31 protein-coding genes are annotated in these 18959 nt (G+C 61.3%); all 31 read left to right on the top strand.

Features of this window, described 5'->3' with window-relative positions; translation table 11 throughout:
• Window positions 1-178: 178 nt before the first annotated feature.
• On the top strand, window positions 179-550 hold the full coding sequence (gene rpsL, locus Amn_RS14835; protein ID WP_008837709.1) for a 30S ribosomal protein S12: 372 nt from the start codon (window positions 179-181) through the stop codon (window positions 548-550).
• 76 nt (window positions 551-626) lie between these two features.
• Window positions 627-1097 carry a 30S ribosomal protein S7 gene (gene rpsG, locus Amn_RS14830; RefSeq protein ID WP_067961877.1) on the top strand — a complete coding sequence of 157 codons (471 nt, stop codon included), beginning with the start codon at window positions 627-629 and terminating at the stop codon, window positions 1095-1097.
• Between the two features lie 32 nt (window positions 1098-1129).
• Window positions 1130-3220, top strand: a complete 2091-nt coding sequence (gene fusA / locus Amn_RS14825) for an elongation factor G (RefSeq protein ID WP_067961879.1) — start codon at window positions 1130-1132, stop codon at window positions 3218-3220.
• Window positions 3221-3287: 67 nt separating this feature from the next.
• Complete coding sequence (gene tuf, locus Amn_RS14820) at window positions 3288-4463, top strand: elongation factor Tu (RefSeq protein WP_067961853.1); 1176 nt, start codon at window positions 3288-3290, stop codon at window positions 4461-4463.
• Between the two features lie 64 nt (window positions 4464-4527).
• Window positions 4528-4836: a 30S ribosomal protein S10 gene (rpsJ, locus tag Amn_RS14815; protein ID WP_006205468.1), complete on the top strand. Its 309-nt coding sequence runs from the start codon at window positions 4528-4530 to the stop codon at window positions 4834-4836.
• 58 nt (window positions 4837-4894) lie between these two features.
• Window positions 4895-5605, top strand: a complete 711-nt coding sequence (rplC, locus tag Amn_RS14810; protein WP_067961881.1) for a 50S ribosomal protein L3 — start codon at window positions 4895-4897, stop codon at window positions 5603-5605.
• Window positions 5605-6225 (top strand): 50S ribosomal protein L4, encoded by a 621-nt coding sequence (rplD, locus tag Amn_RS14805; protein ID WP_055976408.1) that lies wholly within the window; start codon window positions 5605-5607, stop codon window positions 6223-6225. The genes rplC and rplD overlap by 1 nt, the downstream gene beginning before the upstream one ends.
• Window positions 6222-6515 (top strand): 50S ribosomal protein L23, encoded by a 294-nt coding sequence (locus Amn_RS14800; RefSeq protein WP_067961884.1) that lies wholly within the window; start codon window positions 6222-6224, stop codon window positions 6513-6515. Before rplD ends, Amn_RS14800 begins: the two co-directional genes overlap by 4 nt.
• 22 nt (window positions 6516-6537) lie before the next feature.
• Window positions 6538-7371 carry a 50S ribosomal protein L2 gene (gene rplB, locus Amn_RS14795; RefSeq protein ID WP_055976411.1) on the top strand — a complete coding sequence of 278 codons (834 nt, stop codon included), beginning with the start codon at window positions 6538-6540 and terminating at the stop codon, window positions 7369-7371.
• Window positions 7372-7386: 15 nt separating this feature from the next.
• Window positions 7387-7665: a 30S ribosomal protein S19 gene (rpsS, locus tag Amn_RS14790; protein ID WP_055976414.1), complete on the top strand. Its 279-nt coding sequence runs from the start codon at window positions 7387-7389 to the stop codon at window positions 7663-7665.
• A gap of 1 nt (window position 7666) precedes the next feature.
• The gene (gene rplV / locus Amn_RS14785) at window positions 7667-8056 is read left to right on the top strand and encodes a 50S ribosomal protein L22 (RefSeq protein ID WP_055976417.1); all 390 of its coding nucleotides are present in this window, start codon (window positions 7667-7669) and stop codon (window positions 8054-8056) included.
• Complete coding sequence (rpsC, locus tag Amn_RS14780; protein ID WP_067961888.1) at window positions 8056-8775, top strand: 30S ribosomal protein S3; 720 nt, start codon at window positions 8056-8058, stop codon at window positions 8773-8775. Before rplV ends, rpsC begins: the two co-directional genes overlap by 1 nt.
• A gap of 27 nt (window positions 8776-8802) precedes the next feature.
• Window positions 8803-9216, top strand: coding sequence for a 50S ribosomal protein L16 (gene rplP, locus Amn_RS14775; protein WP_055976423.1), 414 nt, complete (start codon window positions 8803-8805; stop codon window positions 9214-9216).
• A gap of 13 nt (window positions 9217-9229) precedes the next feature.
• The gene (gene rpmC, locus Amn_RS14770; RefSeq protein WP_018427849.1) at window positions 9230-9430 is read left to right on the top strand and encodes a 50S ribosomal protein L29; all 201 of its coding nucleotides are present in this window, start codon (window positions 9230-9232) and stop codon (window positions 9428-9430) included.
• A gap of 11 nt (window positions 9431-9441) precedes the next feature.
• Window positions 9442-9681 (top strand): 30S ribosomal protein S17, encoded by a 240-nt coding sequence (gene rpsQ / locus Amn_RS14765; RefSeq protein WP_055976426.1) that lies wholly within the window; start codon window positions 9442-9444, stop codon window positions 9679-9681.
• Between the two features lie 68 nt (window positions 9682-9749).
• Window positions 9750-10118 carry a 50S ribosomal protein L14 gene (gene rplN, locus Amn_RS14760; RefSeq protein WP_006205457.1) on the top strand — a complete coding sequence of 123 codons (369 nt, stop codon included), beginning with the start codon at window positions 9750-9752 and terminating at the stop codon, window positions 10116-10118.
• Window positions 10119-10130: 12 nt separating this feature from the next.
• Window positions 10131-10445: a 50S ribosomal protein L24 gene (gene rplX, locus Amn_RS14755; protein WP_067961890.1), complete on the top strand. Its 315-nt coding sequence runs from the start codon at window positions 10131-10133 to the stop codon at window positions 10443-10445.
• On the top strand, window positions 10438-10995 hold the full coding sequence (gene rplE, locus Amn_RS14750) for a 50S ribosomal protein L5 (RefSeq protein ID WP_067961892.1): 558 nt from the start codon (window positions 10438-10440) through the stop codon (window positions 10993-10995). The genes rplX and rplE overlap by 8 nt, the downstream gene beginning before the upstream one ends.
• A gap of 27 nt (window positions 10996-11022) precedes the next feature.
• On the top strand, window positions 11023-11328 hold the full coding sequence (gene rpsN, locus Amn_RS14745) for a 30S ribosomal protein S14 (protein ID WP_067961894.1): 306 nt from the start codon (window positions 11023-11025) through the stop codon (window positions 11326-11328).
• Window positions 11329-11340: 12 nt separating this feature from the next.
• Window positions 11341-11739, top strand: a complete 399-nt coding sequence (gene rpsH, locus Amn_RS14740; protein ID WP_067961896.1) for a 30S ribosomal protein S8 — start codon at window positions 11341-11343, stop codon at window positions 11737-11739.
• Window positions 11740-11774: 35 nt separating this feature from the next.
• Window positions 11775-12308 carry a 50S ribosomal protein L6 gene (gene rplF / locus Amn_RS14735; RefSeq protein ID WP_067961897.1) on the top strand — a complete coding sequence of 178 codons (534 nt, stop codon included), beginning with the start codon at window positions 11775-11777 and terminating at the stop codon, window positions 12306-12308.
• Window positions 12309-12395: 87 nt separating this feature from the next.
• On the top strand, window positions 12396-12755 hold the full coding sequence (gene rplR, locus Amn_RS14730) for a 50S ribosomal protein L18 (RefSeq protein ID WP_067961899.1): 360 nt from the start codon (window positions 12396-12398) through the stop codon (window positions 12753-12755).
• Window positions 12756-12883: 128 nt separating this feature from the next.
• Window positions 12884-13453, top strand: a complete 570-nt coding sequence (gene rpsE, locus Amn_RS14725; RefSeq protein ID WP_067961902.1) for a 30S ribosomal protein S5 — start codon at window positions 12884-12886, stop codon at window positions 13451-13453.
• Window positions 13454-13481: 28 nt separating this feature from the next.
• On the top strand, window positions 13482-13679 hold the full coding sequence (gene rpmD / locus Amn_RS14720; RefSeq protein ID WP_067961904.1) for a 50S ribosomal protein L30: 198 nt from the start codon (window positions 13482-13484) through the stop codon (window positions 13677-13679).
• Between the two features lie 21 nt (window positions 13680-13700).
• A complete protein-coding gene (rplO, locus tag Amn_RS14715) occupies window positions 13701-14174 on the top strand; it encodes a 50S ribosomal protein L15 (protein WP_067961906.1) in 474 nt (157 codons plus the stop codon).
• Window positions 14175-14307: 133 nt separating this feature from the next.
• A complete protein-coding gene (gene secY / locus Amn_RS14710; RefSeq protein WP_067961908.1) occupies window positions 14308-15648 on the top strand; it encodes a preprotein translocase subunit SecY in 1341 nt (446 codons plus the stop codon).
• Window positions 15645-16235 carry an adenylate kinase gene (locus Amn_RS14705; RefSeq protein WP_154384198.1) on the top strand — a complete coding sequence of 197 codons (591 nt, stop codon included), beginning with the start codon at window positions 15645-15647 and terminating at the stop codon, window positions 16233-16235. The genes secY and Amn_RS14705 overlap by 4 nt, the downstream gene beginning before the upstream one ends.
• A 188-nt stretch (window positions 16236-16423) precedes the next feature.
• A complete protein-coding gene (rpsM, locus tag Amn_RS14700; protein ID WP_055976458.1) occupies window positions 16424-16792 on the top strand; it encodes a 30S ribosomal protein S13 in 369 nt (122 codons plus the stop codon).
• Window positions 16793-16922: 130 nt separating this feature from the next.
• Window positions 16923-17312 carry a 30S ribosomal protein S11 gene (gene rpsK, locus Amn_RS14695; RefSeq protein ID WP_055976460.1) on the top strand — a complete coding sequence of 130 codons (390 nt, stop codon included), beginning with the start codon at window positions 16923-16925 and terminating at the stop codon, window positions 17310-17312.
• A 94-nt stretch (window positions 17313-17406) separates the two neighbouring features.
• On the top strand, window positions 17407-18417 hold the full coding sequence (locus tag Amn_RS14690) for a DNA-directed RNA polymerase subunit alpha (RefSeq protein ID WP_055976463.1): 1011 nt from the start codon (window positions 17407-17409) through the stop codon (window positions 18415-18417).
• Window positions 18418-18526: 109 nt separating this feature from the next.
• Entirely contained in the window at window positions 18527-18955 is a 429-nt protein-coding gene (rplQ, locus tag Amn_RS14685; RefSeq protein WP_067961913.1) for a 50S ribosomal protein L17, read from the top strand.
• Window positions 18956-18959 lie beyond the last annotated feature (4 nt).

The raw sequence follows: 18959 nt of genomic DNA, 5'->3' as shown, positions 1-18959 counted from the left end.
GTTCGTTTTTTACGAGCGAGAAGACATTTCCGGCGTGCATGAAGCGGATTCGCTTCCTCTGCCTTTGTTCGGGCAAGACCGCAGATCGCGGTTTGTGGCCCGAATTCGCGTATGGATTTCGCGCTTGAAGCCGCCCCAAACGGGCTTAAGACACGGAATTGAGAGACAAGAGGGTTTAATGCCTACCGTCAACCAGCTGATCCGCAAGCCGCGCATTGCGCCGGTGAAGCGCAACAAGGTTCCGGCCATGCAGGCCAACCCGCAGAAGCGTGGCGTCTGCACGCGCGTCTATACGACGACGCCGAAGAAGCCGAACTCCGCTCTGCGTAAGGTCGCGAAGATTCGCCTGACCAATGGCTTTGAAGTGATCGGCTACATCCCGGGCGAAGGCCACAACCTTCAGGAGCACTCCGTGGTCATGATCCGCGGCGGTCGCGTGAAGGACCTTCCGGGCGTTCGCTATCACATCATCCGCGGCGTGCTCGACACGCAGGGCGTGAAGAATCGCAAGCAGCGCCGTTCGAAGTACGGTGCAAAGCGTCCGAAGTAATTCGGCTTCTGCAATTAGGCGCTGCGCGAGGTTCTCCGCGTCATATAGCGCCAGTCAAGTTTGAGAGACAAAAGCTATGTCCCGTCGTCACAGTGCAGATAAGCGCGAAATCAACCCGGATCCCAAGTTCGGCGATCTCGTCGTCACCAAGTTCATGAACGCCGTCATGTATGACGGCAAGAAGTCGATCGCCGAAACGATCGTCTACGGTGCGCTTGACCAGGTTCAGGCCAAGACCAAGCAGGAGCCGGTCACTGTCTTCCATCAGGCGCTCGACAATGTCGCGCCGCACGTGGAAGTGCGTTCGCGTCGCGTCGGCGGCGCCACCTACCAGGTTCCGGTCGATGTGCGCCCCGAGCGCCGTCAGGCACTCGCCATTCGCTGGCTGATCACTGCTGCCCGCAACCGCAACGAGACCACCATGGTCGACCGCCTCTCGGGCGAGCTGATGGACGCGGCGAACAACCGCGGCACCGCCGTCAAGAAGCGTGAAGACACCCACAAGATGGCGGAAGCCAACCGCGCCTTCGCGCACTACCGCTGGTAATAGCGCGTCCGAACGACTGAGAGGCACCTCCCATGGCCCGCGAATACAAGATCGAAGACTACCGCAATTTCGGTATCATGGCGCATATCGACGCCGGCAAGACCACGACCACCGAGCGCATCCTTTATTACACGGGCAAGTCGCACAAGATCGGCGAAGTCCATGACGGCGCTGCCACCATGGACTGGATGGAGCAGGAGCAGGAGCGCGGCATCACCATCACGTCCGCTGCCACCACGACCTTCTGGAAGGGCCGTGACGGCCAGCAGCGCCGCTTCAACATCATCGACACCCCCGGCCACGTCGACTTCACCATCGAAGTCGAGCGTTCGCTGCGCGTTCTCGACGGCGCCATTGCGCTGCTCGATGCCAACGCCGGTGTTGAGCCGCAGACCGAGACCGTGTGGCGTCAGGCGGACAAGTACCACGTCCCGCGCATGATCTTCTGCAACAAGATGGACAAGATCGGCGCCGACTTCTATCGCTCGTACGAGATGATCAAGTCGCGCCTCGGTGCGACCGCCGTTGCCGTTCAGCTGCCGATCGGCGCCGAGTCGGAATTCAAGGGCGTCGTCGACCTGATCGAGATGAATGCGCTCGTCTGGCGCGACGAGAGCCTGGGCGCTGCCTGGGACGTCGTCGAGATCCCGGAAGACCTCAAGGCCAAGGCTGAAGAGTTCCGCGAGAAGATGATCGAGACCGCCGTCGAAATGGACGAGACGGCTCTCGAGAATTACCTCGAAGGCAAGATGCCGACCAACGACGAACTGCGCGCGCTGATCCGCAAGGGCACCATCGCCGTCAAGTTCTTCCCGATGTTCTGCGGTTCGGCCTTCAAGAACAAGGGCGTGCAGCCGCTGCTCGACGGCGTCGTCGACTTCCTGCCGTCCCCGCTCGACGTCCCGGCCATCAAGGGCATCGATGCCAAGACCGAAGCCGAGATCGAGCGTCACGCCGACGACAGCGAGCCGCTGTCGATGCTGGCCTTCAAGATCATGAACGATCCGTTCGTCGGTTCGCTGACCTTCTGCCGCATCTACTCGGGCAAGGTGGTCAAGGGCGCTTCGCTCGAAAACACCGTCAAGGGCAAGAAGGAGCGTCTCGGCCGTATGCTGCAGATGCATTCGAACTCGCGTTCGGACATCGAAGAGGCATATGCCGGCGACATCGTTGCTCTGGCCGGCCTCAAGGAAACGACCACCGGCGACACGCTCTGCGATCCGCTGCACCAGGTCATCCTCGAGCGCATGGAATTCCCCGAGCCGGTCATCCAGATCGCGATCGAGCCGAAGACCAAGGGCGACCAGGAAAAGATGGGCCTCGCGCTCAACCGCCTGGCTGCTGAAGATCCGTCGTTCCGCGTCAAGTCGGACGAAGAGTCGGGCCAGACCATCATCGCCGGCATGGGCGAGCTGCACCTCGACATCATCGTCGACCGCATGCGCCGCGAGTTCAAGGTCGAGGCGAATGTCGGCGCTCCGCAGGTTGCATATCGTGAGACGATCACCCGCACCCACGAGCAGGACTACACCCACAAGAAGCAGTCGGGTGGTACCGGTCAGTTCGCTCGCGTCAAGCTGGTGTTCGAGCCGAACCCCGAGGGCGAAGACTTCGTCTTCGAATCGAAGATCGTTGGCGGTGCTGTTCCGAAGGAATACATCCCGGGCGTCGACAAGGGCCTCCGCAGCGTCCTGTCGTCGGGTCCGTTCGCTGGCTTCCCGATGATCGGCGTCAAGGCGACGCTCATCGACGGTGCCTACCACGATGTCGACTCGTCGGTTCTCGCCTTCGAAATCGCCGGCCGCGCCTGCCTTCGCGAAGCTGCTCCGAAGCTGGGCGTCCAGCTGCTCGAGCCGATCATGAAGGTCGAAGTCGTCACGCCGGAAGACTATGTCGGCAACGTCATCGGCGACTTGAACAGCCGTCGTGGCCAGATCCAGGGCCAGGAAAGCCGTGGTATCGCCGTCGTCGTCAACGCGATGGTGCCGCTGGCAAACATGTTCAAGTACGTGGACAGCTTGCGTTCGATGTCGCAGGGCCGCGCCCAGTACTCGATGCAGTTCGACCACTACGAGCCGGTTCCGACCGCGGTCGCTCAGGAAGTTCAAAAGAAATACGCGTAATTCCAAGGAATTGCAGCGTTTTATTAATTCAACGCCCTTACTGGGCTAGCAAGAATGGAGACCTCACATGGCAAAAGGTAAATTCGAGCGTAATAAGCCTCATGTGAACATCGGCACGATTGGTCACGTTGACCACGGCAAGACGTCGCTGACTGCTGCGATCACGAAGTATTTCGGCGAGTTCAAGGCCTACGACCAGATCGACGCAGCGCCGGAAGAGAAGGCCCGCGGCATCACGATCTCGACGGCGCACGTCGAGTATGAGACGCCGGCCCGTCACTACGCCCACGTCGACTGCCCCGGCCACGCCGACTACGTCAAGAACATGATCACCGGTGCTGCCCAGATGGACGGCGCGATCCTGGTCGTGTCGGCTGCTGACGGCCCGATGCCGCAGACCCGCGAGCACATCCTGCTCGCCCGTCAGGTTGGCGTTCCCGCCCTGGTGGTGTTCCTGAACAAGGTCGACCTTGTCGACGACGCCGAGCTGCTCGAACTGGTCGAGCTCGAAGTTCGCGAGCTGCTGTCGAAGTACGAATATCCGGGCGACGACATTCCGATGATCAAGGGTTCGGCTGTTGCTGCGCTCAACGATTCGGACAAGAAGATCGGTGAAGACGCGATCCGCGCGCTGATGGAAGCCGTCGACGCCTACATCCCGACGCCGGAGCGTCCGATCGACCGTCCGTTCCTGATGCCGATCGAAGACGTGTTCTCGATCTCGGGCCGTGGCACTGTCGTCACCGGTCGCGTCGAGCGCGGCATCGTCAAGGTTGGCGAAGAAGTCGAGATCGTCGGCATCAAGGCAACCTCGAAGACGACGGTTACCGGCGTTGAAATGTTCCGCAAGCTGCTCGATCAGGGCCAGGCTGGCGACAACATCGGCGCGCTGATCCGCGGCGTTGGCCGTGAAGACGTCGAGCGCGGCCAGGTGCTGTGCAAGCCGGGTTCGGTGAAGCCGCACAAGAAGTTCGTGGCTGAAGCCTACATCCTGACCAAGGAAGAGGGTGGCCGTCACACGCCGTTCTTCACCAACTACCGTCCGCAGTTCTACTTCCGCACGACGGACGTGACCGGCATCGTGTCGCTGCCGGAAGGCACCGAGATGGTCATGCCCGGCGACAACATCACCGTCGACGTCGAGCTCATCGTGCCGATCGCCATGGAAGAGAAGCTCCGCTTCGCTATCCGTGAAGGTGGCCGCACCGTCGGCGCCGGCATCGTCGCTTCGATCAAAGAATAATCCGAATTAACGATCTGTCGCGGGCGGGAATACGCCCGCGCCGCGCCAGAACAAGGAAGTGACCATGAACGGACAGAATATCCGCATCCGCCTCAAGGCGTTTGACCACCGGGTTCTCGACGCTTCGACGCGTGAGATCGTGTCGACCGCGAAGCGCACCGGCGCCAATGTTCGCGGCCCGATCCCGCTGCCGACGCGGATCGAGAAGTTCACGGTGAACCGCTCGCCGCACGTCGACAAGAAGAGCCGCGAGCAGTTCGAAATGCGCACGCACAAGCGTCTGCTGGACATCGTCGACCCGACCCCGCAGACCGTCGATGCTCTGATGAAGCTCGACCTCGCGGCAGGTGTGGACGTCGAAATCAAGCTCTAAGAGCTAACATGAGCCGCGCGAACAGATCCAAACGGCTCCTCTGAAGGAAAACGAACCGATGCGTTCAGGTGTAATTGCACAGAAGGTGGGAATGACCCGCGTCTATAATGACGCTGGCGAACACGTTCCCGTCACCGTTCTCCGCATGGAGAACTGCCAGGTCGTGGCGCAGCTGACCAAAGAGAAGAATGGCTACACTGCCGTTCAGCTCGGCGTTGGCCTGGCCAAGGTCAAGAATACGACGAAGGCGTTGCGCGGTCACTTCGCTGCCGCTTCCGTCGAGCCGAAGTCGAAGGTTGCCGAGTTCCGCGTCTCCGCAGACAACATGCTGGACGTTGGCGCCGAGATCACCGTCGAGCATTTCGTCGTTGGCCAGAAGGTCGACGTGACGGGCACGACGATCGGTAAAGGCTTCCAGGGCGTCATCAAGCGCCACCACTTCGGCGGCGGCCGTGCCACCCACGGCAACTCGCTGTCGCACCGCGTTCACGGTTCGACCGGTCAGCGCCAGGACCCGGGCAAGGTGTTCAAGGGCAAGAAGATGGCCGGCCACATGGGCGACGTTCGCGTCACCACCCAGAACGTGGAGGTCGTCTCGACCGACACCGATCGCGGTCTCATCCTGATCCGCGGCGCGGTTCCGGGTTCTAAGGGTGCATGGATCCTGGTTCGCGACGCCGCAAAGGTTGCGCTTCCTGAGAACGCGCCGAAGCCGGCTGCGATCCGCGCTGCCAGCAACAAGGCTCCGGCCAACGAGGGAGCGGAATAATGGACCTCAAGATTACAACCCTCGCAGGCAAGGATGCCGGCAAGGTTGAGCTCTCGGAAGAGATCTTCGGCCTCGACCCGCGCGAAGACGTTCTCCAGCGCGTCGTGCGCTGGCAGCTCGCCAAGAAGCAGCAGGGCACGCACAAGGCCAAGGGCCGCGCGGAAATCGCGCGCACCGGCGCCAAGATGTACAAGCAGAAGGGTACGGGCCGCGCTCGTCACCATTCGGCACGCGCTCCGCAGTTCCGCGGCGGCGGCAAGGCCCACGGCCCGGTCGTTCGCAGCCACGAGCATGACCTTCCCAAGAAGGTCCGCGCTCTCGGCCTGAAGCACGCCCTGTCGGCCAAGGCCAAGGCATCGAACCTGATCATCGTCGACGAGCTGACGCTCGCCGAGGGCAAGACCAAGGCGCTGATCGCGAACTTCGCGACGCTGGGCCTGACCAATGCCCTGGTGATCGGTGGTGCTGAGCTTGACCTCAACTTCAAGCGCGCAGCGACCAACATCCCGAACATCGATGTCCTGCCGATCCAGGGCATCAACGTTTACGACATTCTGCGCCGCGGCACGCTGGTCCTTTCGAAGGCCGCCGTCGAGGCTCTCGAGGAGCGCTTCAAATGACGGATCTCCGCCACTATGACGTGATCGTCTCGCCGGCGATCACTGAAAAGTCGACCATGGCTTCGGAAAACAACCAGGTCGTCTTCAATGTCGCCAAGAAGGCGAGCAAGCCCGAGATCAAGGCTGCCGTCGAAGCGCTGTTCGGCGTGAAGGTGACTGCTGTGAACACCCTGGTCCGCAAGGGCAAGGTGAAGCGCTTCCGCGGCACGATCGGCCGCCAGAGCGACGTCAAGAAGGCGGTAGTGACGCTGGCCGATGGCCAGTCGATCGACGTCGCGACGGGTCTCTGAGCTGGGCTGAGAGGACAGGACAATGGCACTTAAGAAATTCAAGCCAGTAACGCCGAGCACGCGCCAGCTGGTCATCGTCGACCGCTCGGGTCTGCACAAGGGCAAGCCCGTCAAGGGTCTGACCGAAGGCCTGACCAAGTCGGGCGGTCGTAACAACTACGGCCGCATCACGGCTCGCTTCATCGGCGGCGGTCACAAGCGTTCGTACCGTATCATCGACTTCAAGCGTCGCAAGTTCGACGTCGTCGGCACGGTCGAGCGTCTCGAGTACGATCCGAACCGCACCGCCTTCATCGCACTGATCAAGTACGACGATGGTGAGCTGAGCTACATCATTGCTCCGCAGCGTCTGCAGGCCGGCGACAAGATCATCGCTGGTGAGCAGGTCGACGTGAAGCCGGGCAATGCAATGCCGCTCGCTTCGATGCCGGTCGGCACGATCGTCCACAACATCGAGCTGAAGCCCGGCAAGGGCGGTCAGGTCGCTCGTTCGGCTGGTGCTTACGCCCAGCTCGTCGGCCGCGACCAGGGCATGGCGATCCTTCGCCTCAACTCGGGTGAACAGCGCGTCGTCAGCGGTCTCTGCATCGCCACCGTCGGCGCCGTGTCCAACCCGGACCACGGCAACATCAACGACGGCAAGGCCGGTCGTACGGTCTGGCGTGGCAAGCGTCCGCACAACCGCGGCGTGACCATGAACCCGGTCGACCATCCGCACGGCGGTGGTGAAGGCCGCACCTCGGGCGGACGCCATCCGGTGACCCCGTGGGGCAAGCCCACCAAGGGCAAGAAGACGCGGTCCAACAAGGCGACCGACAAGTTCATCCTGCGCTCGCGCCATCAGCGCAAGAGCTAAGAAGAGGTAACGCCAGTGACTCGTTCAGTCTGGAAAGGCCCGTTCATTGACGGCTATCTGCTCAAGAAGGCAGAGAAGGTTCGTGAAGGCGGTCGCAATGAGGTGATCAAGATGTGGAGCCGTCGCTCCACCGTCCTGCCGCAGTTCGTCGGCCTCACCTTCGGTGTCTACAACGGCCAGAAGCACGTCCCGGTCTCGGTGAACGAGGACATGGTCGGCCACAAGTTCGGTGAGTTCGCTCCCACCAGGACCTACTACGGTCACGGCGCGGACAAGAAGGCAAAGAGGAAGTAACATGGGCAAGGCCAAAGCTCCGCGCAGGCTTGCTGACAACGAGGCACGTGCGGTCCTCCGCACGATCCGGGTCAGCCCGCAGAAGCTCAACCTCGTTGCCGCGCTTATCCGCGGCAAGAAGGTAGCGACCGCGCTTTCGGATCTGGAATTTTCGCGCAAGCGCATCGCCGGAACGGTTAAGAAGACCCTCGAATCGGCTATCGCCAACGCGGAAAACAATCACGACCTCGATGTCGATGCACTGGTGGTGGCGGAAGCCTTTGTCGGTAAGTCGATCGTCATGAAGCGTTTCCACGCTCGTGGCCGTGGTCGCGCCAGCCGCATTGAGAAGCCGTTTTCGCACCTCACGATCGTCGTTCGTGAAGTCGAAGAGAAAGGGGAGGCCGCGTAATGGGCCAGAAAATCAATCCAATTGGTCTCCGCCTCGGCATCAACCGCACCTGGGACTCGCGTTGGTACGCAAACACCGGTGAGTACGGCCAGCTGCTCCACGAAGACATCAAGATCCGCAAGTATCTTGAAGCCGAGTTGAAGCAGGCCGCGATCTCCAAGGTCGTGATCGAGCGTCCGCACAAGAAGTGCCGCGTGACCATCCATGCAGCCCGTCCGGGCCTGATCATTGGCAAGAAGGGCGCCGACATCGAAAAGCTTCGCAAGAAGCTGATGGAGATGACGAAGTCCGAGACGCACCTCAACATCGTCGAGGTTCGCAAGCCGGAGACCGACGCTACGCTGGTCGCACAGTCGATCGCACAGCAGCTCGAGCGCCGCATTGCCTTCCGTCGCGCCATGAAGCGCGCGGTGCAGTCGGCCATGCGTCTCGGCGCAGAGGGCATCCGCATCAACTGCTCGGGCCGTCTCGGCGGCGCTGAAATCGCACGTATGGAGTGGTACCGCGAAGGTCGCGTTCCGCTGCACACGCTGCGCGCCGACGTCGACTACGGCACTGCCGAGGCAAAGACCGCCTACGGCATCTGCGGCGTCAAGGTGTGGGTGTTCAAGGGCGAGATCCTCGAGCACGATCCGATGGCTTCCGAGCGTCGCGCAACCGAAGGCGAGCATTCGCATGCTGGCGAGCGCCCTGAGCGCCGCCGTCGCGAAAACGCCTGATACGCATAGGAATTTGGAGTTAGAACGATGCTGCAGCCAAAGCGCACAAAGTTCCGTAAGCAGTTCAAGGGCCGCATCCACGGTACCGCGAAGGGTGGCACCAACCTGGATTTCGGCGGCTTCGGACTGAAGGCGCTTGAGCCGAACCGCGTCACCGCGCGTGAGATCGAGGCGGCTCGCCGCGCGATCACCCGCGAAATGAAACGTCAGGGCCGCGTCTGGATCCGTATCTTCCCGGACGTCCCCGTCACGTCGAAGCCGACCGAAGTCCGCATGGGTAAGGGCAAGGGCGCCGTCGACTACTGGGCATGCCGCATCAAGCCAGGTCGCGTGATGTTCGAGATCGATGGTGTCTCCGAGGAAGTGGCGCGTGAAGCGCTGCGTCTCGGCGCCGCCAAGCTCTCGGTCAGGACGCGCTTCGTTCAGCGCATCGCAGAATAAGGAAGGGCTGATCATGAAAGCCTCGGACATCAGGACGAAGACCCAGGACCAGCTCACTGACGAGCTCGCCAGCCTCAAGAAGGAGCAGTTCAACCTGCGCTTCCAGAAGGCGACCGGTCAGCTGGAAAAGACGGCGCGCGTGAAACAAGTTCGTAAGGACATCGCGCGTATCAAGACCATCGCCGCCGAGAAGTCGGCCGGCAAGAAGGCTTAAGGACGAAAACCATGCCAAAGCGCATCCTGCAGGGTACGGTCGTCAGCGACAAGAACGAGAAGACGGTCGTCGTCAAGGTCGAGCGTCGCTTCACGCACCCGGTGATGAAGAAGACCGTGCGTATGTCGAAGAACTACAAGGCGCACGACGAAAACAACGCCCACAAGGTGGGGGATCAGGTGTCTATCCAGGAATCGAAGCCGATTTCCAAGGATAAGCGCTGGGTCGTCATCACCCCGGACCAGGCGTAACAACGAATTTTGGACAAGCCGGGGAGGGCGGTAGCCCATCCCGTTAGAGAAGAAGAAGGCGGCCAGTCATGATTCAGATGCAAACAAACCTCGACGTCGCGGATAATTCCGGCGCCCGTCGTGTCATGTGCATCAAGGTGCTGGGCGGCTCGAAGCGGAAGTATGCTTCTGTTGGCGACATCATCGTGGTGTCGATCAAGGAAGCCATTCCGCGCGGCCGCGTTAAGAAGGGTGACGTGATGAAGGCGGTCGTGGTTCGCACGGCCAAGGACATTCGTCGTCCGGACGGCAGCGTGATCCGTTTCGACAAGAACGCGGCCGTTCTTGTCGATAACAAGAAAGAACCTATCGGCACGCGTATCTTCGGGCCGGTTCCGCGCGAACTCCGCGCCAAGAACCACATGAAGATCATCTCGCTCGCGCCCGAAGTGCTGTAAGGAGCCGGAACAATGCAGAAGATCCGTAAAGGCGACAAGGTTGTCGTTCTGGCCGGCAAGGACAAGGGCCGCACCGGCGAGGTGCTGTCTGTCCAGCCGAAGGAAGACAAGGCAGTTGTCCGCGGCGTGAACATGATCCGCCGCCACCAGAAGCAGTCCCAGACCCAAGAGGGCGGGATCATTACCAAGGAAGCGCCGATCCACCTGTCGAACCTCGCGCTCGTCGACCCCAAGGATGGCAAGCCGACCCGCGTCGGCTTCCAGGTCCAGAAGGACGGCACGAAGGTGCGTGTCGCCAAGCGCTCGGGAGAAGTCATCAATGGCTAAGGCAACCAACGAGCCGCGTCTGAAGAAGGTCTACAACGAGACCATCCGCCAGGCGATGCAGGAACAGTTCAAGTACGACAACGTCATGCAGATTCCGCGCATCGACAAGATCGTGCTCAACATGGGTGTTGGCGAAGCTACCGCGGATTCGAAGAAGCCGTCGGTTGCCGCTGAAGACCTGGCCATGATCGCCGGCCAGAAGCCGGTCATCACCCGCGCCCGCAAGTCGATCGCCGGCTTCAAGGTGCGTGAGCAGATGCCGATCGGCGCCAAGGTGACGCTCCGCCAGGAGCGCATGTACGAGTTTCTGGACCGCCTCGTGAACATCGCACTGCCGCGCGTTCGCGACTTTCGCGGTCTGAACCCGAAAAGCTTTGACGGCCGCGGAAATTACGCTATGGGCCTGAAGGAGCATATCGTGTTCCCCGAGATCAACTACGACAAGGTTGATCAGATGTGGGGTATGGACATCATCGTTTGCACGACCGCCAAGACGGACGAAGAAGCCCGGGCTCTGCTCAAGGCCTTCAACTTCCCCTTCCGGCAGTAACGGCAGCGAGAAAAGGAAAAATCTGAAATGGCAAAGACCAGCTCAGTCGAGAAGAACAATCGGCGCCGCAAGCTTGTGGACCAGTACGCTGCCAAGCGTAAGGCCCTCAAGGACGTCGTCATGGATCAGGCCAAGCCGATCGAGGAACGCTTCCGCGCGCAGCTCAAGCTCGCCGCGCTGCCGCGCAACTCGGCAAAGATCCGTATTCGTAATCGCTGCGAAGTGACCGGCCGCCCGCGCGCCTACTATCGCAAGCTTAAGATGTCGCGTATCGCGCTTCGCGACCTGGGCTCGATCGGGGCGATCCCCGGTCTGGTCAAGTCGAGCTGGTAAGGAGCATTTGACATGTCTTTGAGTGATCCTCTCGGCGATATGCTGACCCGCATCCGCAACGCCTATGGCCGCAAGAAGTCGACCGTGTCGACGCCTGCGTCCAGGCTGCGCGCCCGTGTTCTCGACGTGCTGAAGGCGGAAGGCTACATCCGCGACTACAGCCAGACCGACTTCGAAAACGGCAAGTCCGAGATCGAAATCGAGCTGAAGTACTTCGACGGCCAGCCGGTTATCCGCGAAATCGCCCGCGTCTCCAAGCCGGGCCGCCGCGTCTACGTCTCGTCCAAGTCGATTCCGCCTGTTGCCAATGGCCTCGGCATCTCGATCCTTTCGACCCCGAAGGGCGTGATGGCCGACCACGAAGCGCGCGAACAGAACGTCGGCGGGGAAATCCTCTGCCAGATCTTCTGATCTGCGTAGGCTGAAACAAGAAAGGCACGAGGACTATGTCTCGTATTGGCAAGAAACCCGTTCAGCTTCCGCAGGGCGTTACCGCTTCCGTCGACGGCCAGACCGTCACGGCCAAGGGGCCCAAGGGCGAGCTGAAGTTCGTGGTCAACAACGAAGTTCTGGTCACGATGGAAAACGGCGAAATCGCTGTTCAGCCGCGCGATCAGTCGAAGGACGCGCGCTCCAAGTGGGGCATGTCGCGGACGCAGATCGTCAACATCCTGACGGGTGTTAAGGACGGCTTCGAAAAGAAGCTCGAGATCACCGGCGTCGGTTACCGTGCAGCGCTCCAGGGCAAGAACCTGCAGCTGGCACTTGGCTTCTCGCATGACGTCGTCTATCAGACGCCGGAAGGCATCACCATCACGGTGCCGAAGCCGACCGAAATCGTGGTCAACGGCATCAACAAGCAGCAAGTCGGCCAGGTCGCTGCCGAGATCCGCGAATACCGCGGTCCCGAGCCTTACAAGGGCAAGGGCGTGCGCTATGCAGGCGAGAAGATCGTCCGCAAAGAAGGCAAGAAGAAGTAACAACAACGCCGCGGTGCGCGGTCGCGGGAAGCAATTGGGCTTACCGCAGATGGCCGCGCCCGTTTCAGAAGGCAAGGAACTGCTACTATGGCTTCGAAAGAAACCACCCTGCGCCGTTCGGCGCGTATCCGCCGCCAGATCAAGAAGGTCGCCAACGGCCGTCCGCGCCTGTCGGTTCACCGCACGTCGAAGAATATCTACGTCCAGGTCATCGACGACGCCAACGGCCGTACGCTCGCTGCCGCTTCGACCCTCGAGAAGGATCTCAAGGGCTCGCTGAAGACCGGCGCCGACACTGCTGCCGCGACCGCGGTTGGCAAGCTGATCGCCGAGCGTGCTTCGAAGGCTGGCGTCAAGGACGTCGTTTTCGATCGTGGCGCCTACATCTATCACGGCCGCGTCAAGGCACTTGCCGAAGCCGCACGTGAAGGTGGCCTCAACTTCTGATGCAGTCTACGGCGTAGCGCGTGGCGCTGTGCCGCATTTCTGAGCAGTTGCAATAAATCCGGCGACGCTATAGACGCCGGATTTGGTTTTTAACCCCCGTGCTTCCGGAAAAAAATAAGGATAGGAATATGGCACAAGAACGTAGGGAAGGTGGTCGCGACCGTAGCCGTGACCGCGAAGAGCGCGACAGCGAGTTCGTCGATAAGCTCGTCCACATCAACCGCGTTGCCAAGGTCGTCAAGGGCGGCCGGCGTTTCGGTTTTGCGGCACTCGTCGTCGTCGGAGACCAGAAGGGCCGTGTTGGCTTTGGTCACGGCAAGGCGCGCGAAGTGCCGGAAGCGATCCGCAAGGCAACCGAATCGGCAAAGCGCGACATGATCTTCGTGCCGCTCCGCTCGGGCCGTACGCTGCACCACGATGTTGAAGGCCGTTGGGGCGCTGGTCGCGTTCTGCTGCGCTCTGCCAAGCAGGGTACCGGCATCATCGCCGGCGGTCCGATGCGCGCTGTCTTCGAGACGCTCGGCATGCACGACGTCGTCGCCAAGTCGATGGGTTCGTCGAACCCGTACAACATGGTTCGTGCGACCTTCGATGCGCTGAAGAGCCAGATGCATCCGAAGGATGTGGCTGCACAGCGCGGCATCAAGTACTCGACGCTTCAGGCCCGCCGCGGCACCGCCGTAGCGGCTGAAGAATAGTCGCTCGAGCTGACCAGGGACAATGACCATGGCCAAGAAAGCAACCAAGACCATCACCGTCGAGCAGATCGGCAGCCCGATCCGTCGTCCGAAGGAACAGCGCGCAACGCTGGTCGGCCTCGGCCTCAACAAGATGCATCGCAAGCGCACGCTGGAGGATACTCCTTCGGTGCGTGGCATGATCGCAGCTGTCCAGCACCTCGTCCGCGTTGTGGACGAGGCGTAAGCCGAGCGCAGGAGATAGAAGATGAAACTCAACGATCTGCGTGACAACGCCGGCGCGACCCACTCCAAGAAGCGTCTTGGCCGTGGTATCGGCTCCGGCTCCGGCAAGACCGGCGGCCGCGGCGTGAAGGGCCAGAAGGCTCGTTCGGGCGTCGCGATCAACGGCTTCGAGGGTGGCCAGATGCCGCTCTACCGTCGCCTGCCGAAGCGCGGCTTCACCAACATCTTTGCAAAGAGCTTCGTCACCGTTTCGCTGGCCCGCATCCAGGCCGCGATCGATGCCAAGAAGCTCGACGCAAAGGAGACCGTGACCGGTGAGGCGCTCGTCAAGGCCGGCGTGATTCGCCGCGTCAAGGACGGCGTCCGCATCCTCGGCGACGGCGAACTCAAGGCCAAGGTGGCCTTTGATGTTGCCGGCGCTTCCAAGCCGGCGATCGAGAAGATCGAAAAGGCTGGAGGATCGGTGAAGCTGCCTGAAGTGGCAGCCGCCGAGTAAAAGGCTTTGCAAAGTAAGCGGCGGTAGAGATACCGCCGCTTGCATGTTTGCCTCCCGGAGCCTATCTCGTGGCTTCGGTGACACGCGCCGCGCCCATCGCGGCATTTCGGCGTGACCAAGCGGAGTACCCTGAATGGCATCGGCTGCTGAACAACTAGCATCCAATCTGAATTTCGCAGCCTTCGCCAAGGCCGAAGACCTCAAGAAGCGCATCTGGTTCACGCTTGGCGCGCTTTTGGTCTACCGCCTCGGTACCTACATTCCGCTTCCGGGAATCAACCCCGACGCATTCGCGCAGGCTTTCACCCAGCAGAGCCGCGGCGTGCTCGGCATCTTCAACATGTTTGCCGGTGGTGCTGTCGAGCGCATGGCGCTCTTTGCGCTCGGCATCATGCCCTACATCTCCGCCTCCATCATCATGCAGCTCATGACGTCGGTCGTGCCGTCGCTTGAAGCGCTGAAGAAGGAAGGCGAGCAGGGCCGCAAGATCATCAACCAGTACACCCGCTACGGCACCGTGCTGCTGGCGGTCGTCCAGGCTTATGGCATTTCCGCCGGCCTCGAGGGCGGCAACGGCATCGTTACCGATCCGGGCATGTTCTTCCGTGCCTCGACGGTCATCACGCTTGTCGGCGGCACAATGTTCCTGATGTGGCTCGGCGAGCAGATCACCGCGCGCGGCATCGGCAACGGCATTTCACTGATCATCTTCGCCGGCATCGTCGCAGGCCTTCCGAGCGCCATCAGCGGCACGCTGGAACTCGGCCGCACCGGTGCTCTGTCGACCGGCCTGATTCTCGCGATCATCGTTCTGGCGATCGTCGTCATTGCCCTGATCGTCTTCTTCGAGCGTGCCCAGCGTCGCCTTTTGATCCAGTATCCGAAGCGCCAGGTCGGCAATCGGATGTTCCAGGGCGATACGTCGCACCTGCCGCTGAAGCTGAACACCGCAGGCGTTATTCCTCCGATCTTCGCCTCGTCGCTGCTGCTGTTGCCGGCGACCGTCGCGGGCTTCTCGAACACCGCAACGCTGCCCGGCTGGGTGAGCACTGTCATGGCCGCTCTCGGCCATGGTCAGCCGCTCTACATGCTGCTCTACGCCGCGATGATCGTCTTTTTTGCCTTCTTCTACACGGCAATCGTCTTTAATCCGAAGGACACTGCCGACCAGCTGAAGAAGCATTCGGGCTTCATCCCCGGCTATCGCCCCGGCGAACGCACGGCGGAATATATCGACTACGTGCTGACCCGCGTCACCGTCATCGGCGCTGCCTACCTGGTCGTCATCTGCTTGATGCCCGAGTTCCTGATTTCGGCAACCGGCGTTCCGTTCTACCTTGGTGGTACTTCGCTTCTGATCGTGGTCAATGTAACCCTTGATACCGTGGCGCAGATTCAGGGTCACCTGATCGCCCACCAGTACGAGGGGCTGATCAAGAAGTCGAAGCTCCGTGGAGGTAAGAGGGGAAGATGAAGCTTATTTTGCTGGGACCGCCCGGGGCGGGGAAGGGCACTCAGGCGCAGAGGCTGGTTGAAAAGCACGGTATCCCGCAGCTTTCCACTGGTGACATGTTGCGGGCCGCAGTGAAGGCCGAGACGGAAGTTGGCAAGCGCGCAAAGGCTGTCATGGACGCCGGCGAGCTGGTTTCGGACGAGATCGTCAATGCCATCGTCGCCGAGCGAATCGACCAGGACGACTGCGCCAAGGGTTTCATCCTCGACGGTTACCCGCGCACGCTGGCGCAGGCCGATGCAGTCGCTGACATGCTGGCCGAACGCGGCCTGCATCTCGACGTGGTGATCGAGCTCGTCGTCGACGACAAGGCACTCGTTGGCCGGATTCTGAAGCGCGCCGAGGAAGCACAGGCTGCTGGCCAACCGGTTCGCAAGGACGACAATGCCAAGGTGTTCGAAGAACGCTTGCGCGAGTACTACAAGAAGACGGCGCCGTTGATCGGCTACTACTACGCCAACGACCTGCTCAAGCAGGTCGACGGAATGGCCGACATGGACGACGTTACCGCGCAGATTGAAGCCGTCATCGCAGCGGTCACGCACTAAAAACAGCCGTCGTGCTTGACTGACGGGCTGTACTGGCGTATGGCGGCCCGTCTTCCATTCAGGCATGACGGTGTTTGCCCGTTAGGGTGCATAGTCATATTGATACGGAAAACCCGCATGGGCCGGCCTCCACCGGACGCGGGGCAACTTGAAGCGCCGGCACAGTCCGGCCCAAATGGAGTGAGAAAATGGCTCGTATAGCCGGCGTTAATATCCCGACCAACAAGCGCGTTGTGATTGCGCTTCAGTACATTCACGGCATTGGCAAGAAGTTCGCCCAGGAGATCGTCGAGAAGGTCGGCATCCCGGCTGAGCGCCGCGTCAACCAGCTGACCGATGCTGAAGTCCTGTCGATCCGCGAGACCATCGATCGCGACTACCAGGTCGAAGGCGATCTGCGCCGCGAAGTTTCGATCAACATCAAGCGCCTGATGGACCTCGGCTGCTACCGCGGCCTGCGTCACCGCCGGTCGCTTCCGGTCCGCGGCCAGCGCACGCATACCAATGCGCGCACCCGCAAGGGCCCGGCCAAGGCAATTGCCGGTAAGAAGAAGTAATTTCGTTCCCGGCGGGTTTCGGCCCGCCGGTTTCGCCTTTTATGGGCGGGTGTTCGGCCTGACACCTTAAAAGCAGGCTGGTGTAGCCGCTGGTATTACGGCGGTGAAGAGATCAACTGAAAGGACTACCATGGCTAAGGAAGCCGCTCGCGTTCGTCGTCGCGAACGCAAGAACATCTCGTCGGGCGTCGCCCACGTGAATTCGACCTTCAACAACACCATGATCACCATCTCCGATGCGCAGGGCAACACGATTGCCTGGTCGTCGGCCGGTGCACAGGGTTTCAAGGGTTCGCGCAAGTCGACCCCGTTCGCTGCCCAGATGGCTGCCGAAGACTGCGCCAAGAAGGCCCAGGAACATGGCATGCGTATGCTCGAGGTCGAAGTCTGCGGTCCGGGTTCGGGTCGTGAATCGGCGCTGCGCGCGCTCCAGGCTGCGGGTTTCACCATCACGTCGATCCGCGACGTGACGCCGATCCCGCACAACGGCTGCCGCCCGCGCAAGAAGCGTCGCGTCTAATATTTCACCCCGTGCGAGCGCCTTGGGCGCTCGTTACGGTTTCCAGGTCGCCCGCCACGATTGGATGGTGGCGGGGCAACGGAAGGAAGCGAATATGATCCAGAAAAACTGGCAGGAACTGATCAAGCCAAACAAGATCGAGTTCTCGTCCAAGAAGAAGACGCTGACCACGCTCGTCGCCGAACCGCTTGAGCGTGGCTTCGGCCTGACGCTGGGCAACGCGCTCCGTCGCGTGCTGTTGTCGTCGCTTCGCGGCGCTGCCGTCACTGCCGTCCAGATCGACGGCGTGCTGCATGAGTTCTCGTCCATCGGCGGCGTTCGTGAGGACGTCACCGATATCGTGCTCAACATCAAGGAAATCGCCATCCGCATGGAAGGCGACGGCCCGAAGCGCATGGTCGTTCGCAAGCAGGGCCCCGGTGCCGTGCTCGCCGGCGACATCCAGACGGTCGGCGACGTCGAGATCCTGAACCCCGACCACGTCATCTGCACGCTCGACGAGGGTGCGGAGATCCGTATGGAGTTCACCGTCGACACCGGCAAGGGCTACGTCCCGGCTGAACGCAACCGCGCAGAAGATGCTCCGATCGGCCTCATCCCGGTCGACAGCCTCTACTCGCCGGTCAAGAAGGTTTCTTACAAGGTCGAGAACACCCGCGAGGGCCAGGTTCTGGACTACGACAAGCTGACCATGACCATTGAGACCGACGGTTCGATCACCGGTGAGGACGCGGTGGCTTTCGCTGCTCGCATCCTGCAGGACCAGCTCGCCCTGTTCGTCAACTTCGACGAGCCGCAGAAGGAAGTTGCAGCCGAGGCCGTTACCGAGCTTGCCTTCAATCCGGCGCTGCTCAAGAAGGTCGACGAACTGGAGCTTTCGGTCCGTTCGGCCAACTGTCTGAAGAACGACAACATCGTTTACATCGGCGACCTGATCCAGAAGACGGAAGCAGAAATGCTGCGTACTCCGAATTTCGGCCGCAAGTCGCTCAACGAGATCAAGGAAGTTCTGGCCGCGATGGGCCTGCACCTCGGTATGGAAGTGCAGGACTGGCCGCCGGAAAACATCGAAGACCTCGCCAAGCGATACGAAGACCAGTACTAAGACGACTTAGTCGAGCAAGGTTCCTAGGACCGGATATTCCGGTCCGACGGCCTTGCGGAAAACCATCAGAGGCCGTGGCCTCTTGAACAACTGAAGAAGGAAAAGAGCCATGCGCCACGGTTTCAAAGGCCGTCGCTTCGCCCGCAGCGTAAGCCACCGCAAGTCCATGTTCGCCAACCTCTCGGTCTCGCTGATCGAGCACGAGCAGATCGTGACCACGCTCGAAAAGGCGAAGGACCTGCGTCCGATCGTCGAGAAGCTGGTGACGCTCGGCAAGCGCGGCGACCTGCATGCCCGCCGCCAGGTGATCGCCCAGATCGGCAACGAAAACGTCGTGAAGCGTCTGTTCGACGTCGTCGCGCCGCGTTACGCCACCCGCAACGGCGGCTACCTGCGCATCATGAAGGCTGGCTTCCGCCGCGGTGACAACGCCGCCATGGCAGTCATCGAGTTCGTCGATCGCGACACCTCCGCCAAGGGCGCCGGCGACCGCGTTCGCCTCGAAGCCGAAGCTGCCAACGAAGCTGAAGCTGCATAAACAG

The organism is Aminobacter sp. Y103A, from assembly GCF_030294925.1.
In the GTDB taxonomy this organism is placed as follows: Bacteria; Pseudomonadota; Alphaproteobacteria; order Rhizobiales; family Rhizobiaceae; genus Aminobacter; species Aminobacter ciceronei.
Note: the sequence above shows the minus strand (reverse complement) of the source record. Positions and strands in the feature narration are given on the sequence as shown.